This window comes from Tahibacter harae, from assembly GCF_024437735.1.
GTDB lineage: Bacteria > Pseudomonadota > Gammaproteobacteria > Xanthomonadales > Rhodanobacteraceae > Tahibacter > Tahibacter harae.
This window is the reverse complement of sequence record NZ_JANFQO010000028.1, coordinates 34491-50217: the sequence shown is the minus strand read 5'-3', so window position 1 is coordinate 50217 and position 15727 is coordinate 34491. Positions and strand designations below refer to the sequence as shown.

Here is a 15727-nt window from a genome sequence, read left to right as displayed (position 1 = left end):
GTCTTGACGCAAGGCCGAAACGCGCTACCGTCGTGGTGGTGAACGGCTCCGGGGGGAAGCTCGATGCAGGCAATTTTCGCACTCGCTCTGGCGCTCAACCTGAGCCTGCCCGGAGTGAGCTACAAATGCCGCGACGCCCAGGGCAACTGGACCGCACAGGCCTGCCTCAGCGCCGCGCCGCTGCCCGAATCGGACTACGTGCGCCAGCAGCGCGTGCGCCAGGCCGTCGCGCGCCAGCGCCGCGAGGTGCGCGACCGCCTCTCCATGTACTGCTTCCGCCTGGACACCAAGGCCTCGGTCTATGACTGCGTGGACCAGCAGATGCTGGCCTACGACATCATCAACACCCTGGCCAAGCAACTGGGCCCGGTCTCGCCCAACAGCGCCAAGCTGGCCAGCTGCATGAACCGCAACCTGGACCCGCGCAGCCAGGCGACGGACTACCGCCGCGCGATGGAGTGCTATTTCACGCGCTGAGCGGGCCGTCGAAGCCGTCGCGGAACAGATTTCCGGCACGGCTGCCCAGGGCCGGATCGCTGACGCCGGCCGTACCGTTCTCCATATGCCCGGCCAGGCGACGCAGCCATTGCGCGTCGTGGTCGCTGCGCAGGCTGAGGTCGTACCAGCGCGCGGCCGCGTCCAGCGGCCAGGACACATCCACCGTGGCCCCTGCAGCCAGGTCGTACTGCTGCAGCGGTGCGCGGCTGTAGCGGTTCGCCGCCAGGCTGACGCGGCAGGCGGCGTTGCCGGAATTGCTCAGGCGCAGCACCAGGGCATTCTCCGGCGTGTCGTACAGCGCCACCACTTCCGGATTCGCACCGGCCAGGCCCAGGGCGATATCGCCGCTGAATTCGCGCAGGAAACCGTTCGGGCCGTGTACGCGCAGATCGTAGATGCCGGCGGTGACGGCCTGGGCGCTCCAGTAGTCGCTGAGTGCCGTGCCGCCTTCCAGCGAATAGAACCAGGGCCCGTCGCTGCGGTTGCCGGCGTAGACATTCAGGCCGGCGCCGGCGCTGCCGTCGTTGAAGAAATCCAGCCAGTAGCGGCCGCTGTCCGCCTCGATGCGGCCGTTGACGCTGAGTTCGTACGGCAGGGCGCGCGCCGGCCGGCTGCCGGCTTCCTGCGCCGGCACGGCGCCCGCGGCCGGCGCGGGGGGCGCGCCGAGCTGGCAGCTCAGGTCCGCGTTGGCGATGCTGTGCGAGGTATCCGGCAGCGCCGGCCACAGCGGCTGCGGCGCGGAGAAATCGAAGGCCGAGGTCAGGTCGCCGGTCATGGCGCGGCGCCAGGCGCCGATGTTCGGCTCGGCCACGCCGAAGCGCGCTTCGAGGAAGCGGATCACCGAGGTGTGATCGAACACCTGCGAATTGACCCAGCCGCCGCGGCTCCATGGCGACACCACCAGCGTCGGCACGCGCACGCCCAGACCCACCGGCACGCCGTTGTAGCTTTCGCTGGCCGTGGCCACCGTGCTCTTGCCCAGCGCCGCGGTCAGCGCCGGCACATGAGAGGGGATATGGTCGAAGAAGCCGCCGTTCTCGTCGTAGGTGATGATGAACACGGTGCGCGACCACACCGCCGGGTTCGCCGCCAGCGCGGCGAGCAGGCGCGCCGTCAGCGCTTCGCCGTAGGCCGGCGCGGCCTCCGGATGTTCACACATGGAAAACGGCGCAACGATCCACGACACCTGCGGCAGGGTGCCGTTCTGCACGTCGCTGCGGAACTGCTCGATCAGCGGCAGGCCCAGGGTCTGGTAGGCGTTGGCCGCGCTGGAGCCCGGCGCCCAGTCGCGGCCGCGGCGGTACAGCGGCGAATTCGTGTCCAGGCCGCGGAAATTGCGGAAATAGGCCAGCGAGTTGTCGCCGTAGTTGTCGTATTCCTGGTACACCTTCCAGCTCACCCCGGCGTTCTGCAGGCGTTCGGCGTAAGTGATCCAGTCGAAGGCGCTGAAGCCGGCATTGTCGCGCGCCATGTCGGCGGTCCAGTTGCCGTCGTCCACATTGTTCACCGCGTGATTGCCGGGCCGCCCCACGGCCAGGCCGCTGGTGCCCGTGAACAGATGCATGCGGTTCGGATTGGTAGGCCCGTGCACGGAGCAGAACCAGGCGTCGCAGACAGTGAACGCATCGGCCAGCGCGTAGTAGAACGGCAGGTCGGCGCGCGTGAAGTAGCCCATGCACATAGGCCCCTTCTCGCGCACCCAGTTGTCGTGGTTTTTCCAGCGCGCATGGTTGCCCTTCCAGCTGTGGTCGATATCAGCCATGCACTGGGCGCCGCTGAGCGTGGTGTCCAGACGGAACGGCGCGAGCCGGCCGCTGCCGCTGCGCGGCTGCTGCCATACGTCCACGCCGCCGGGCAGCGGGATGGGACGCGGATCGTCGAAGCCGCGCACGCCGCGCAGCGCGCCGAAGTAATGGTCGAAGGAGCGGTTTTCCTGCATCAGCACCACGACGTGTTCCACGTCCTGGATGGTGCCGGTCACGCGCGCCGGCTGCACCGCGAGCGCTTCGCGTATCGCCGGCGGCAGCGCCGCCAGTACCGCCGCCGCGCCGGCCGAGCCCGCCGCCAGGCGCAGGAATTCGCGTCGATTGGTGCCGGCCATGGACCTGCCTCCGCTGCAGTGGACGAGTGCCGCCGTTTTCCGGGGCGCGGCGCGCATGCTCGGCGGGCTTTGTTGCAGCGAGGTTTAAGGCAGTTGAAGGTTTGGATTTTTGCGGAATTGCGGCGCGGAAATGCCAGCAGCCGCCTACGGCCGGCGCAGGATCAGTCCTGCCGTGGCGGCCCATGGACCGCGGCGCTGCCGGCCTGCGTTCGTGCCTGCATCGACGGCGCATTCCATGCCGGCAAGTGCAGCGCAAAGCCGGCCGACCGTACGGCGCCGCCGTACGGAATGGTTTTGCAGACAGGCAGAGTCCTGGCCGGTGCATTCACGCCGGCGTCGAGCCGTTTGGAGGACGCAGCGGTTCCGCAGCACGCACGCTGCGCGGCCGGAGCAGCCGCGGCTAAAGGGAGAAGCGGCCGTGCGCCTGCCGGAAACAGAGTCAGGCGCACGGCCGCCGCATCGGAACCGACTGCGGACAGCCCGGGGCCTTTGCTGAAAATTGTCAGCGCATTTCAGCATTGCATCAGATGCCGGCCGGCGCCGCCCCTTAGGCCAGCAGCACCCGCAGCAGTCCCCAGCTGCCCGCCAGCAGCAGCGCCAGCGCGGCCAGCATGGAGATGATGAAGCCCGCACCGCGCTTGTTCGCCGCCTGGGAATAGGCCAGCGCGTACCAGAAACGCCCGGCCACCCAGACCAAGCCGCCGATGCCGGCAAGCAGGGCGCTGCTGTACTGGGTCGCCAGCCACAGCGCCGGCAGGAACAGCACCGTGCTCTCGATCGTGTTCATCTGCGCGCGGAACACCCGCTCGAAATGCTCGTTGCCGGTAGTCGCCGGCGCACGGATGCCGTAGCGGCCGCGAGCCCGGCCTACCTGCCAGGTGACGAAGAACAGCAGCAGCACCGTGAGCACGACGACGACCGCGGGCAGGTGGGCAGACATGGAGTTTTCCTGCAGATGAGGGAGGCGCGACGATAGCACCGGCGGGCCGCGTCTTGGGCAAGCCCCTCACTCGTCCGCGTGCCGCATCGGTGCGGCACGCGGACGGGCGCGGATTCCAGTGCGGATACGCCAGCTTGAATTCGGTGGCGCACACGCCATCTTGTCCCAGTGCCTGCCGCCGCAGCGGCCGGCCGCGGCCGCTGTCAGCGCGTCTTCATCGCCGGCCGTCGGCCGGCACTTCCCGTCTTTGCCAAAAGGAGCACCGCCGCCATGAGCCGCGCCTTCGTCAAAGAATCCGACCAGGTCGAGCCGCTGCCGGAAATTCCGCTCAGCGAACATCCCAACCGCACCACGCCGGCCGGTCTGTCGCGCCAGCAGCAGCGTCTGCGCGAACTGCGCGCCCGGGCCCAGGATGCAGCACTGCTCGACGACCAGGCCGCCGCCCAGGCCGTCGCGCGCGAACTGCGCTGGCTGGAAGCCCGCATCGCCAGCGCCATCGTCGTCGCCCCCGCCGTCCAGCCGCGCGACCGCGTCGCCTTCGGCGCCGTGGTCGACCTCGTCGACGAGAACGACCAGCGCTCGCGCTACCGCATCGTCGGCGAAGACGAGGCCGACGCGGAGCAAGGCAGCGTGAGCTGGCTCTCGCCGCTGGCCCAGGCCGTGCTCGGCGCGCGTGTCGGCGATGAAGTGACCTGGCGGCGGCCGGCGGGGGACCTGCGGCTGGAGATCGTGGGGATACGCTACGACTGAAGGATTCGCGGCGCGGCTGCGGACAGGCTTCACGTTTTTCGGCGCGAAAGCTGAAACTGCTGCGCCGCGAATACGGCCGCGCCCTGTGGCGATAATCTGAACTTCGCGCCGAGGTTCGGGCGGCGCCCCCTCAGCCCAACCCTCTCCCCCAAACGCGTGCGTGTTGGGGGAGAGGGTGCGCTTCTTCTGCGAAATCGTGGCAATGCGTCCTGTGCGAAGCCTCGGATACTGCGACGCAACGGGTACGCAGCGCCAATCTCCAATCCCGCTTCCCGAATCCCCGCTATTCAAACCCATCCGCAAATATCCGCTCGGACACCACCACCGCCATACCCGTACGCCGCTGACTGCCGCGACCCGTGCCCCATAGCACGCGCGCGGTGGCGCTGCCGGGCAGATCCCAGGCTACGAGGCCGCTCTGTGCAGTGCCGGCGACGATTTCCAGGTCGGGATCGGCGTCGAGGTTGGCCAGGGTCGGTGCGCCCAGGCCGCCGTTCCAATTGTCGCCGCGCGGTGCGGGCAGGTTCAGCGCCTGCAGGGATTCGCCGCGGCAGTTGAGTACGTGCAACTGGCCGACGAGGTTGTCGCGTTTTTCCGGGTAGGAGGTGAACAGCACTTCGGCGCAGCCGTCGTTGTCCAGATCGGCGACCACGGGCTCGGCGGCGAAGCGGATGCCGCTGCCGGGGACGTCGTAAGGCCAGCTGTGTTTTTCGGTCTTGTCCAGCCACCAGGCGTGCAGCTTGCCGTCGTAGCTGGCGAACAGGATTTCCTTGCGGCCGTCGCCGTCCAGATCGGCCAGCGCGGCGTTGCTGACGGAGCTTTCGATCACGCTGAAATCCTGGCTCAGCGCGGCGCCGCTGGCGCCCGGCGGCGGCAGCACGGTCCAGTCGAAGCCGGAGCCGGCCCAGCGCGTGCGGTCGCGCCGCAGTATCCAGGGCAGGTAATACAGGTCGCCGTCGGGATCGCCGATGGCGCAGTTGTATACATCGCCGGGGAAGACCAGTTCCAGCGTGCCGTCGCCGTCCAGGTCGGCCACGGCCGGTGCGGCATTGGCAAAATTGGGACGATGCTGCGTGCCGCAATTGGCGAAGCCCTGCAAGTCGGCGGCCTGGTCCACATGCACGCCGACCTGGGCCCAGGTCTTGAGCTGGCCGGCGCTGAGACCGTAGACCGCGTTCGTGCGCAGCTGGTCGCCGTTGGGCGCCAGCGCGGTGATGTAGTGGGTGTCGGTGGGCGCGTAGATTTCCTTGGCGCCGTCGTTGTCGAGATCGGCGACGGCGATGTTCTCGTTGTACATGCCGGCGCCGAAACCGGGTTCGCCTGTGCGCCGGGCCGGCCAGCCCGGGCGTACGGTGCCGTTGTGCTCATACACGCTGACCTGGCGGTCGCCGCCGCTGCTGGCGCGGCCGACGATGATTTCCAGATCGCCGTCGTTTTCCAGGTCCTCCAGCGCCAGCGTGCGCACTTCGCCGCCGCTGAACGGGCTTTTGGGCCAGCCGGATCTGGTCGTGCCGTTACCGGCGTAGACGGTGAGCTGGTTGCCGTTGCGGCCGACGACGATTTCCAGCGTGCCGTCGCCGTCGAGATCGGCCAGGCCTATGGCCGGCCAGATGCGGCCGCTGCCGGCCTGCTGCCATTCCTGCGCGCCGGTGGAACCGGTGTAGGCAGCAATGTTTTGGCCGCCCCAGACAACTTCGGCCTGGCCATCGCCGTCAATGTCACCGGCCGCGGGCGAGGCGTACCAGCCGGTCTGGCAATCTCCCGCGCTGCAGCCGGCGTAGCTCCATTTCGGCAGCGGCGCGGGTACGGCAGCCCGCAGCGGCGTGGCGGCCAGCAACAGCACAGCGGCGCCCAGGGCCAGCGGTATCAGCGACTGCTGCGGGGTGCGGCCGGTACCGGCGCGGCGAGGCACGGCCCGGTGCGCGCGGGCGCAATGCGGACTGCGGTGGAACGGCGGAAAGTCGGTCATGAGCGGCGGTTCCTGCGGCGGCCCGGCGAGTGCAGCAGCGATGATCCCGGCCTGCCCCGCCTCGGGCAAACCCGCGCGGCGGGCGCGCCGACGCGCCGCGCAAAATCCCCGCCGGACGGCTTGCAAAGCCGCTCGGACAGGATTTATGTTAGTACTTACACAATAGCTGGACGATTTCCATGACCTTCCTCGCCGACGTGGGCCTGCTGGCCCTGGGCAGCCGTTTCCGCGCCATCAGCGACCAGCTCTACAGCATCGCCGACGAGGTCTACCGCCTGCGCGGCATTCCCATCCAGGGCCGCTGGTTTCCGCTGCTGCGCCTGATCGACGACCAGGGCCCGCAGAGCGTGGGCAGCATCGCCAGCCATATCGGCCAGACTCACTCCGCCGTCAGCCAGCTCGCCGACCGGCTGGTCGCCGACGGCTGGCTCGCGGTGACCGAGGATCCGGCCGACCGCCGCCGCCGCTGCCTCAGCCTCACGGAGCAGTCGCGCCAGGCGATACGCCAGGCGCGCCCGGCCTGGAAGGCCATCATCCAGGTGCTGCAGCAGCGCTGCGCCGAGGCCGGCATCGACGTACTGCATACGCTGGACCGCTTCGAGCGCGTGCTCGACGGCGATCTTGGTGCGGCGATCGCCGAGCAGTGCAGCCGCAACGACAAGGCCAATGTGCAAGTGGTCGGTTTCGATCCCTCGCTGCGCGAGCATTTCTACCGGCTCAATGCGGACTGGCTGCGCAAATATTTCTACCTGGAGGAGATCGACCATCGCGTGCTGTCGGATCCGGAAGGCGAGATCCTCGCCGGCGGCGGCGAAGTGCTGTTCGCCGTGCTGGACGGCCAGGTGCTGGGCACCTGCGCGCTGAAGCAGGAATCACCCGGCGTGTTCGAGCTGACCAAGATGGCGGTGGACGAATCCCTGCACGGCCTGGGCATAGGCCGGCGCCTGCTGGCGCGCGCGATCGACGTGTTCCGCGAGCGCGGCGGCAAGACCTTCTTCCTCGAATCCAGCACCAAGCTCACGCCGGCGCTGCGGCTGTACGAGAGCATGGGTTTCCGCCATCAGCCCAGTCTGAAGCCGGACTCGCATTACAGCCGGTCGGATGTGTACATGATCTGGGATTCGGAGGAAGCGCAAGCGGTGCGGCGTGAGTCGGAGCTTGTGCCGAGTGCCTGATGCGCCGGGACGAGGACGCAAAGGACCGGGCCCTTGTTCAGTGGACCCGGTACACCTGCCCGGTCTGCGCGCCTTCCACGCTGCGGCTGAAAGCCAGCGCCGCGCGCGCCACGGGTATCGCGTCGAAACCGCGGAAATACGGGCCATAGGCCGGCATCGACTCGATGAACACGTTGGGGCTGACCAGGTTGATGCGCAGCCCGCGCGGCAGTTCGATCGCCGCGGCACGCACGAAGGCTTCCAGTGCGCCGTTGACCAATGACGCCGAGGCGCCCTGGCGTATCGGCTGCTCCGCCAGGATGCCGCCGATCAGGGTGATGGAACCGCCGTCGCGCAGGTACTCCGCCGCCAGTTGGGCCAGACGCACCTGGCCCATCAGCTTGTCCTCCAGCCCCACCGACCAGTCGGCTGCGGACAGTTGCAGCAAGGGCGCGAAATGCACATTGCCGGCGGCGCAGACCACCGCATCCAGCGGCCCGGCCTGGGCCAGCGCGGCGCGGATGCTGTCGGCATCGCGCAGATCCAGGCGCAGGTCGCCGCTGTTGCGCCCGGCCGTAATCACGTCATGCCGCGGCGCCAGCTCGGCGGCGACCGCCCGCCCCAGGGTGCCGCCGGCACCGATCAACAGCACGCGGGGCGGAGGAGGTTGGGGAGGTTGCATGGCAGGCTCCGGAGTTGCGGACGGGGAATCGGGTGGAAAAACCGACAGTCGTTCACCAGACAGCGCTTAGCGGCCAAAGATTGGGGATAGGGACCGGGATTGGAAGGGGGAGAGTCCAGGCGGCCACGTCAGACCGGAGATCAGGGCCGTCCCTTAAGTTCAGGACACCCACTTTCCCCGTCCCTGGGTTGAGGCCAGGCCGAGGACGTCCCAGGTTCAGGACACCCACATTTCACGTACCGAATCGGGACACCCACTTTCCCCGCCCCCTCGTCCGCCCCCAATTCAGGACACCCATACTTCCCCAGATCGGGACACCCACTTTCCCCATCCCCGGGTTGAGCATCCAGGCCGAGGACGTCCAGGTTGAGGGCACCCACATTTCCCAACCCAAACCCAGCACGTCCCATCCCGCCTCACACTCCCCAGCATCCCTTCAATCCGCCACCGCCCTGACCTGCGTCCGCAACGCCACAATCTCCCGCCGCGGCGGCGCCCCGAACAGGCGGCGGTATTCCCGGCTGAACTGCGAGGCGCTTTCGTATCCCACCCGGTGCGCCGCGGCCGCGGCTTCGAGTCCGTCGTTGAGCATCAGCCGGCGCGCCTCGTGCAGGCGCAGGCTTTTCTGGAATTGCAGCGGCGACAAGGCTGTCACCGACTTGAAACGATGATGCAGGGCGGAAACGCTCATGTGCACGCTGTCGGCCAGTTCCTCGATGCTCAGTGCATCGGCGAAGCGTGTCTTGATCAGCTCGATCACCCGCCCTATGCGCTGGCCGCCGCCGTCGGTGACGACGAGGTCACGCAGGCGGTGGCCCCATTCGCCGGTCAGCACGCGGTAGCAGATCTCCCGCAGCACCAGCGGCGCCAGCACGCCGATTTCCTCCGGCGTATCGAGCAGCCGCAGCAGGCGCAGCAGCGCGTCCAGCATGGGCGGCTCGGTACGGGCCAGGAACAGGCCGCGGTCCGGGCCGCGCGGCGGGGCGGGCGCCGCCTGCAGCACCAGTTCGCTGATCATGCGCGGATCCAGGGCGATGCGCAGGCACAGGTACGGCTGGGCCGGCGTGGCCTCGCGCACCTGGCCTATCACCGGCAGGGTGACCGAGACCACCAGGTAATGCAGCGGATCGTAGACAAACACCTCGTCGCCCAGACGCGCCTGCTTGCTGCCCTGTACGACGATGCACAGGCTGGGCTGGTAGACCGCCGCGCAGGGCTCGGTGGGATGGTCGTGGCGGATCAGGCCCAGGGCATCAATCGCGCTCTGGTGGAAACCGTCGCCGGTGGCGAATCGGGCAATCCGCGCAGCCAGCTCGCGCTGCGGCGCCAGGCTGTCGAATGGGGCTATGGAATTAGCGGCGGCCGCCTGGGACATGGGAGTTCTGCGCCTGGTCCGGGTCTGCCGATTATGCGCGCGGGAATGACCGTGCCGGGCCGCTAACACGCAGAGCTGCAGGATCGGGCAAGGCTTGCGCAGTTTTGGACCAGCCGCGCGGCATCGCAAGCGGCCGCCGCCGGCCTCGGCCACACGGCAACGGGCGCCGGCATCGCGAACAGCGGCAGCCACAGACGCGCACGGGAAACGCCCGGATTTCGCCACAAATCGGACCGCCCCACGCCCGCCGCCGCTGCGGATACTCCGCCTCCCTCCCCAGCGCCCGTCCCTCCATGTCATTGCTTCGTTTCTGTCTGGCCGCGCTCTGCGCCGGCCTTGCCGCCTCCGTCGCCAGCGCCGCGGAACTCAAGCCTGATCCGCCGAAAAATTGCCGCTCCTGTGCCGAATGGAACCAGCCCGCCGAACCCTACCCGCTGTTCGGCAACACCTGGTACGTCGGCAGCGCGGGTTTGTCGTCAGTGCTGATCACGTCCGACCAGGGCCATATCCTGATCGGCGGCGGCCTGGCCGAGACCGCGCCGCTGATCGCGGCGAATATCGTCAAGCTCGGTTTCCGCCTGGAAGACGTCAAAATCATCGCCACTTCGCACGGCCACTACGATCACATCGGCGGCGTGGCCGCGCTGGCCCGGGCCAGCGGCGCGCGCGTGATCGCCAGCCCGCGCACGGCCGAGGCGCTGCGCGCGGGCACGGTGCCGGCGGACGATCCGCAGGCCGCGTTCGGCGCCGAGGCCAATGCTTTTCCCAAAATCAGCAAAGTGGATGTTGTCAGAGACCAGGAAACCGTCAACCTGGGCCCGCTGCAGCTCACCGCCCGCTTCACGCCCGGCCATACGCCGGGCGCGACCAGCTGGAGCTGGCGCTCCTGCAACGCCGGCACCTGCCGCGACCTGGTCTATGCCGACAGCCTGAACCCGGTTTCGGACGACGAATACCGCTACGCCGACCATCCCGCTGTCGTGAAAGGCTTCCGCGCCAGCATCGCCGCCGTCGCCGCCCTGCCCTGCGACATCATGATCCCGGCGCATCCCGGCTTCGCCGATCTGCCGCAGAAACTGGCCCGGCGCCGCGCCGGCGAAACGCCGGATCCGTTCGTCGATCCCGGCAGCTGCAAGCGCTACGCGGAAGCCGCGGCACAGAATCTGGACAAGCGTCTGGCCACGGAAAAGACCGCAAAATAGGCCGCCCGGAAATGCTGCCGTGCGGCACGGCCGCACGCATTCCCCGGCCTGACCCGAGCAATCGCGGCGCCGCCGGCAGCCGCATCGCGCTATCCGCACCACCGCGCAGGCCGTCCTCCCCGGCCTGCGCGGCACCGTCGCCATGTTGCAGCGCGGCGTGCATCAAACGTTCGTTCCAGTACCTTGCGCGTTCGGCCTGGCTCGCTGCAGGCCACACGCACTGGGGCAATACCGCACGACGCAAGCAATAAAATCCACAAAATCACAGTTCCTGGGAGGGAAAACCGTGAGCAGAAGTCCGCTGACTTTGGCCGTTCTTTCGACCCTGCTGTTGGCCGCGCCGCTGGCGCAGGCGGCTTCCGAGCCGATACCCAAGCAGTTGTCCGGCCCCGCCGAGGAATTCGCCCAGATGCGCGCGCCGGATCCGGCCGACGCCGCGGTCTTCTCGCACAGCGCCCTGCTCCCGGTGCAGATGGATGCCGACAAGGCCTCCTGGACCCAGGCAATCCCCGTCGAAAACGGCAGCGTGCGCTTCCTGCTGTTCTCCGGCCCCAGCGCTCACTGGCAGCTGCAGCTGGCCGCCCCCACGGGCCGCAGCGTGCTCCAGGCCGAACTGGCCGAAGCCGCGCGCGCGACGGATTTCGCGCTGGAAGGCGCCAGCGTGCCGGCCACCCTGTACGCGCTGGACGGCCTGGAAAGCGGCGACTGGCAGCTGCGCATCGACGGCGATGCCGGCCGCGACCGCAGCGGCTATGTGCTGCTGGAAGGCGACGAGGCGACCGAACTCATGTCCTATCCGGCGCACCGGCGCCAGCTGGTCGGCGAGCAGCTCGACGTCGTCGCCACCCTCGGCGACGCCGGCCGCATTGCCCAGGCGCAGTTGCGCGTGACCGCGCCGGACGGCTCGGTGCAGAGCTATCCCATGTTCGACGACGGCAAGCATGCCGATGCGCTGGCCGGCGACGGCATCTACGGTGCCGGCTTCGCCGCACGGACCAGCGGCACCTATGTCGCCCAGGTCGTGGCCCAGGGCCACAGCCGCGCCGGCAGCCGCGTGCTGCGCACGGCCGAACATGTGCTGCCGGTGGTCGAATCGCATCTGAGCCTCAACAGCCGCGCCACGGTGGAAGCCAGCGCCGCGGGCCGCGGTCGCTACAGCCTGGACATCCCCGTGGCCAGCCGCGACAGCGAGCCGCGCCATTACCGCGCCTATGCCGAGGTCTGGGGCCGCGATGCGCGCGGCCAGGCCCTGCCGGTGGCCTGGGTCAGCGGCATGGTCACGCCGCGCAACGGCAAGCTGGGGCTGGGCTTCGACCAGCGCTGGCAGCAGCTGACTGGCGCGCGCGGGCCGTATGAACTGCGCGAACTGCGCATCGAAGACCCCGACCATTTCGTCACCGTGGCGGCCGCCGACCGCCTCAGCCTGCAGCTGCCCGATGCGCCGCTGCGCGCCGGCGCGCGCGTCAGCATCGACGAGAGCATGCGCATGGGCCCGCGTCCGGCCGCGCAGGACCTGACCCGCGGCGTAGGTCAGCGCCTGCTGCTGGTGCACGGCTACTGCTCCGGCGGTGTCTGGCCGGCCAGCCAGTTCAGCACCGCGTCCACCTTCCTGGATACCAACCAGAACCGCAGCCATGACCAGTTCGCGCGCCTGCTGCAGAGCTTCGGCAGCACCTGGAATTCCTTCGGGACCGTCGCCCACAGCCAGGGCGGCGCGGCCTCGCTGCATCTGTACACGTACTACTGGAGCGGCCTGGACAACGCCACCGGCGCGCGCCTGATCCAGTCCGTGGGCACGCCGTATAAGGGCACCAACCTGGCCGGCATCCTGGCCACCCTGGGCTCCTGGTTCGGCGTGGGCTGCGGCACCAACGACAACCTCAGCTACAACGGCGCCGCGGCCTGGCTGGCCGGCATACCGACCTCGTCGCGCGCCAAGGTGAACTATTACACCACCGCCTTCCGCACCACGAACTGGTGGACCAACGACTACTGCCAGATCGCCACCGACCTGGTGCTCAGCGATCCGGAAGACGGCACCACCGAACAGAGCAACGGCCAGCTCAGCGGCGGCGTCAACCGCGGCCACACCACCGGCCAATGTCATACCAGCGGCATGCGCGATCCCGCGCAGTACCTGGATTCGTCGCGCAACGCGACGATGAACGCGAACGCGGCGCGCTGAGCCCGCCCACGTTTGCCTTTCCCGGCGCGCGGACTCCGGTCCGCGCGTTTTTTTGTGCCTGGCCCCGGCGCCGGAAGCGGTAGCGACGCCGCCCGCACCCGGTGTCCCGGTCCGCGCCCTTCAGCGCGATCCGCTTACCGCAGTCGCGCTCCCGCCTCGCGCTGCGTGACACATCGCAGCCCCGCTTGGCGTTTCCCGCCTGCCGGCAGCCGCCGGCAAGCGCAGGAGTACGCCCATGACTTCGCAGGGCGCCCCGAAATTGGCTGCAGCCGTGACGCGGCGTTCCGTCGCGGGAGGGTTGCTGTATGCCTGGGCCGGTCTCGCCGCGGCCCAGCCCTATGTGATCGACAGCGGCTTCAACCAGGGCCGGTGGTTTCTGGATGCCTTTGCCGGCAGCGAGACGCAGGACTACGCGGCGCGGCGCATCGCACGCCTCTCCGGCGGCGGCACCGTCGTCGCCGGCATCGTGCCGGGCGCCGAGGGCAGGCCGGCGCTGGGACTGGTGCGCTACAGCAGCGCCGGCCAGCGCGAGACCTGGCTGGCGCCGGGCGAATTCGGCCACTACGGCAATCAGTACGTGATCTATCCCGTGCCCTTCGGCGCGACCGAGGATGTGCGCGACCTGGTGCGCTACGGCGAGCGCCTGTTTGTGCTCGCCCACGGCTGGAGATACCGCTTCAGCAGCCAGCCGCCCTTCGAGCCGCGCTTCGCCGGACACAGCGTGGAAGTGCTGATATTCGGCACCGACGGATCCCTGCGCCAGCGCCAGATCATTGACGAGGACGATGATCCGGAAACCCGCCGCGCCATCGCCGGCGGCATCGCGGTATACGCCGACGACGCAGGCGCCGTCAGTAGCCCTGTCTCGCTGGTCTACGGCGGCACACGCATCGAAGGCACTACGCGGCGTCCCGCCTTCCGCCGCTACAGCGTCGGCGGCGACAGCGCACTGACCGCCGCCACCGGCCTGGTGTATCCGGATCCCGGCGGCGGCAATTGCCAAGCGGGCTGCGAGATCAACGGCCTGCGCATCGGCAGCCGTCCGGGCAACGGCATTCCGCGCATCTATGCGGCCGGCTCCTTTTTCAACGGCACGCAATGGGATATCGCGGTGATGCAGCTCAGCGCCAGCGGCCTGCCCAGCGGCAGTTTCGCCGGAGACGGATTGCAGACCGTGGGGTTCAATCTCGCCGGCAGCACATTGCATGACTACGGCCGCGCGCTCGCGGTGGTGCCCGGTTCCGATGTCGGCAGCGGCAACGACGACCGCATCTATGTCGCCGCCGATGTCGCCGTGCATTGCGGCAACGCCGCCGGCGTCATCAAGCTGCGCGGCGACGGCGCGGCCGATACCGGCTTCGGCCCCGGCGGGCTGGGCCGCTACTACTTTGGCGGGCCGCAGATACCGTCGGGCAGTTTCTGCGTCAGCCCCAGCGCCGATGCCTTCGCCCAGGACATCGCCGTCGCCGGCGGCAAGGTCGCCCTGGCCGGCTCGCGAAAAACCGAGTCGATTTTCATAGGCGGCGAGTTGCAGGTCGACGGCCTGCTCGCGGTGATGAGCGAATCCGGCGTGATGCAGTCGCAGAACGGATATGCCTACCGCGACAGCGGCGAACGCAGCCGCCACTCGGCCTTCCGCGGCATTGCGGCCAGCGGCTCGGAAAGCTTCACCGTCACCGGCGAGACGCGCCATTTCGCCGATGCCGGCGCCACCGCCGGCCATGCGCAATACGCCACGTTGCGGCTGGCACCGTTGCGCGACCCGCTCTTCGACAACGGCTTTGAACAGCCCTAACCCCGCTGATTTCCAGGAGAATCGAATGAACGCTTTCGCCCGCGCCGCGCTGGCGCTGCTGATGCTGTCGACCGCCGCGGACGCCGCCGTGCCCGGTTCGGACCATGCACTGGTCGGCCGCTACGAAGGAGCGGAACTGGTGGGCTACAGCGCCAGCGAGTACGACGAAGTCGAAGTCATCCACGAACCCATAGGCGGCAGCCAGCGCGGACCCGCGGTGCCAGGCTGGCTGAAGCTTGAAGGCAAGGTGCATCTGTACTATTACAAATTGCCGCAGGGCCGCTCCAGCCTGGAAGTGCTGCGCAACTACCAGGCCAGCCTCGAAGCCAAGGGCTTCCGCAGCATTTTCGTCTGCGCCACCGCCGATGCCAGCTGCTACGTGAACATTCCCGGCCGCAGCAATGCGAACACGGCGCCCTACGATTTCGCTCTCGCGCTGGACGCCGCGCCCGAACTGCCGCGCCTGGACGGCGACTTCATCCGCAACTATTTCGATCTCAACGCCCGCTACCTGCTGGCGCGGCGCGACGGCGCCGACGGCGCCGACGGCGTGGTGCATGCCAGCATTGCCATCGCCGAGGACAAGGACCGCGGCAACCTCGCCATCGTGCGCGTGATCGAGAGCAAGCCGCTGCAGCAGGACCGCATCCGCTTCATCGGCGCCGATGTCATGCGCCGCGACATCCAGAACACCGGCAAGGTCGATCTCTACGGCATCCAGTTCGATTTCGACCGCGCCACGATACGACCGGAATCTCGCCCCACGCTGGATGAAGTGGCGCGGCTGCTGCGCGACGACCCGGCCCTGCAGCTCACCGTCGCCGGCCACACCGACGCCCAGGGCGACGCAGCCTACAACCTCGACCTGTCCCGCCGCCGCGCCGCCGCCGTGGTCCAGGCGCTGGTGCGCGACTACGCCGTGGACAGCGCCCGCCTGCTCGCCCGCGGTGCCGGTGCCGCCGAGCCGCTGGCATCCAACGAGGACGAGGCCGGACGACAGAAGAACCGGCGCGTGGAGCTGGCACGGCAGCGCTGAGCCGCGGCCTCGTCGACGCCGGGGCGGGATGCCAGCGGAC

The 15727-nt window shown here is 68.9% G+C and carries 12 protein-coding genes and 1 pseudogene; 8 read left to right on the top strand and 5 right to left on the bottom strand.

Annotation, left to right across the window (positions count from 1 at the left end; translation table 11 throughout):
• The first annotated feature begins 63 nt into the window (after positions 1–63).
• Positions 64–477 carry a hypothetical protein gene (locus NM961_RS21705; protein WP_255916525.1) on the top strand — a complete coding sequence of 138 codons (414 nt, stop codon included), beginning with the start codon at positions 64–66 and terminating at the stop codon, positions 475–477.
• Here NM961_RS21705 and NM961_RS21700 read toward each other — a convergent pair.
• Positions 467–2599, bottom strand: a complete 2133-nt coding sequence (locus NM961_RS21700; RefSeq protein ID WP_255916524.1) for a phosphocholine-specific phospholipase C — start codon at positions 2597–2599, stop codon at positions 467–469. The two genes, NM961_RS21705 and NM961_RS21700, sit on opposite strands and share 11 nt — an antisense overlap.
• 547 nt (positions 2600–3146) lie before the next feature.
• Complete coding sequence (locus NM961_RS21695) at positions 3147–3539, bottom strand: MAPEG family protein (RefSeq protein ID WP_255916523.1); 393 nt, start codon at positions 3537–3539, stop codon at positions 3147–3149.
• Between the two features lie 270 nt (positions 3540–3809).
• Here NM961_RS21695 and NM961_RS21690 point away from each other — a divergent pair, with 270 nt between their 5' ends.
• On the top strand, positions 3810–4289 hold the full coding sequence (locus tag NM961_RS21690) for a GreA/GreB family elongation factor (protein ID WP_255916522.1): 480 nt from the start codon (positions 3810–3812) through the stop codon (positions 4287–4289).
• A 283-nt stretch (positions 4290–4572) separates the two neighbouring features.
• Here NM961_RS21690 and NM961_RS21685 read toward each other — a convergent pair whose 3' ends face one another.
• A complete protein-coding gene (locus NM961_RS21685) occupies positions 4573–6258 on the bottom strand; it encodes an FG-GAP repeat domain-containing protein (RefSeq protein ID WP_255916521.1) in 1686 nt (561 codons plus the stop codon).
• A 179-nt stretch (positions 6259–6437) separates the two neighbouring features.
• On the opposite strand from NM961_RS21685, the pseudogene NM961_RS24400 reads away from it, so the two are divergent.
• A pseudogene (locus tag NM961_RS24400) lies at positions 6438–6710 on the top strand (MarR family winged helix-turn-helix transcriptional regulator); the annotation flags it as partial.
• A 318-nt stretch (positions 6711–7028) separates the two neighbouring features.
• Positions 7029–7433 carry a GNAT family N-acetyltransferase gene (locus tag NM961_RS24395; RefSeq protein WP_439334237.1) on the top strand — a complete coding sequence of 135 codons (405 nt, stop codon included), beginning with the start codon at positions 7029–7031 and terminating at the stop codon, positions 7431–7433.
• A gap of 37 nt (positions 7434–7470) precedes the next feature.
• Here the strand turns inward: NM961_RS24395 and NM961_RS21675 are convergent, their stop codons facing one another.
• Positions 7471–8094 (bottom strand): short chain dehydrogenase, encoded by a 624-nt coding sequence (locus NM961_RS21675; protein ID WP_255916519.1) that lies wholly within the window; start codon positions 8092–8094, stop codon positions 7471–7473.
• Positions 8095–8530: 436 nt separating this feature from the next.
• Positions 8531–9469, bottom strand: coding sequence for an AraC family transcriptional regulator (locus NM961_RS21670; RefSeq protein ID WP_255916518.1), 939 nt, complete (start codon positions 9467–9469; stop codon positions 8531–8533).
• A gap of 293 nt (positions 9470–9762) precedes the next feature.
• On the opposite strand from NM961_RS21670, the gene bla reads away from it, so the two are divergent.
• The 4 genes from bla to NM961_RS21650 all read left to right on the top strand — a co-directional run bounded on the left by bla (position 9763) and on the right by NM961_RS21650 (position 15687).
• Positions 9763–10671 (top strand): subclass B3 metallo-beta-lactamase, encoded by a 909-nt coding sequence (gene bla / locus NM961_RS21665; protein ID WP_255916517.1) that lies wholly within the window; start codon positions 9763–9765, stop codon positions 10669–10671.
• A 286-nt stretch (positions 10672–10957) separates the two neighbouring features.
• Positions 10958–12856: a choice-of-anchor X domain-containing protein gene (locus NM961_RS21660; RefSeq protein ID WP_255916516.1), complete on the top strand. Its 1899-nt coding sequence runs from the start codon at positions 10958–10960 to the stop codon at positions 12854–12856.
• 235 nt (positions 12857–13091) lie between these two features.
• A complete protein-coding gene (locus NM961_RS21655; protein ID WP_255916515.1) occupies positions 13092–14651 on the top strand; it encodes an NHL repeat-containing protein in 1560 nt (519 codons plus the stop codon).
• A 25-nt stretch (positions 14652–14676) separates the two neighbouring features.
• Complete coding sequence (locus NM961_RS21650) at positions 14677–15687, top strand: OmpA family protein (RefSeq protein ID WP_255916514.1); 1011 nt, start codon at positions 14677–14679, stop codon at positions 15685–15687.
• Positions 15688–15727 lie beyond the last annotated feature (40 nt).

Excerpts from the sequence above, each read along its gene's own strand:
- NM961_RS21705 (WP_255916525.1), top strand. The coding sequence starts at position 64 with ATGCAGGCAATTTTCGCACTCGCTCTGGCGCTCAACCTGAGCCTGCCC.
- NM961_RS21700 (WP_255916524.1), bottom strand. The coding sequence starts at position 2,599 with ATGGCCGGCACCAATCGACGCGAATTCCTGCGCCTGGCGGCGGGCTCG.
- NM961_RS21695 (WP_255916523.1), bottom strand. The coding sequence starts at position 3,539 with ATGTCTGCCCACCTGCCCGCGGTCGTCGTCGTGCTCACGGTGCTGCTG.
- NM961_RS21690 (WP_255916522.1), top strand. The coding sequence starts at position 3,810 with ATGAGCCGCGCCTTCGTCAAAGAATCCGACCAGGTCGAGCCGCTGCCG.
- NM961_RS21685 (WP_255916521.1), bottom strand. The coding sequence starts at position 6,258 with ATGACCGACTTTCCGCCGTTCCACCGCAGTCCGCATTGCGCCCGCGCG.
- NM961_RS21675 (WP_255916519.1), bottom strand. The coding sequence starts at position 8,094 with ATGCAACCTCCCCAACCTCCTCCGCCCCGCGTGCTGTTGATCGGTGCC.
- NM961_RS21670 (WP_255916518.1), bottom strand. The coding sequence starts at position 9,469 with ATGTCCCAGGCGGCCGCCGCTAATTCCATAGCCCCATTCGACAGCCTG.
- bla (WP_255916517.1), top strand. The coding sequence starts at position 9,763 with ATGTCATTGCTTCGTTTCTGTCTGGCCGCGCTCTGCGCCGGCCTTGCC.
- NM961_RS21655 (WP_255916515.1), top strand. The coding sequence starts at position 13,092 with ATGACTTCGCAGGGCGCCCCGAAATTGGCTGCAGCCGTGACGCGGCGT.
- NM961_RS21650 (WP_255916514.1), top strand. The coding sequence starts at position 14,677 with ATGAACGCTTTCGCCCGCGCCGCGCTGGCGCTGCTGATGCTGTCGACC.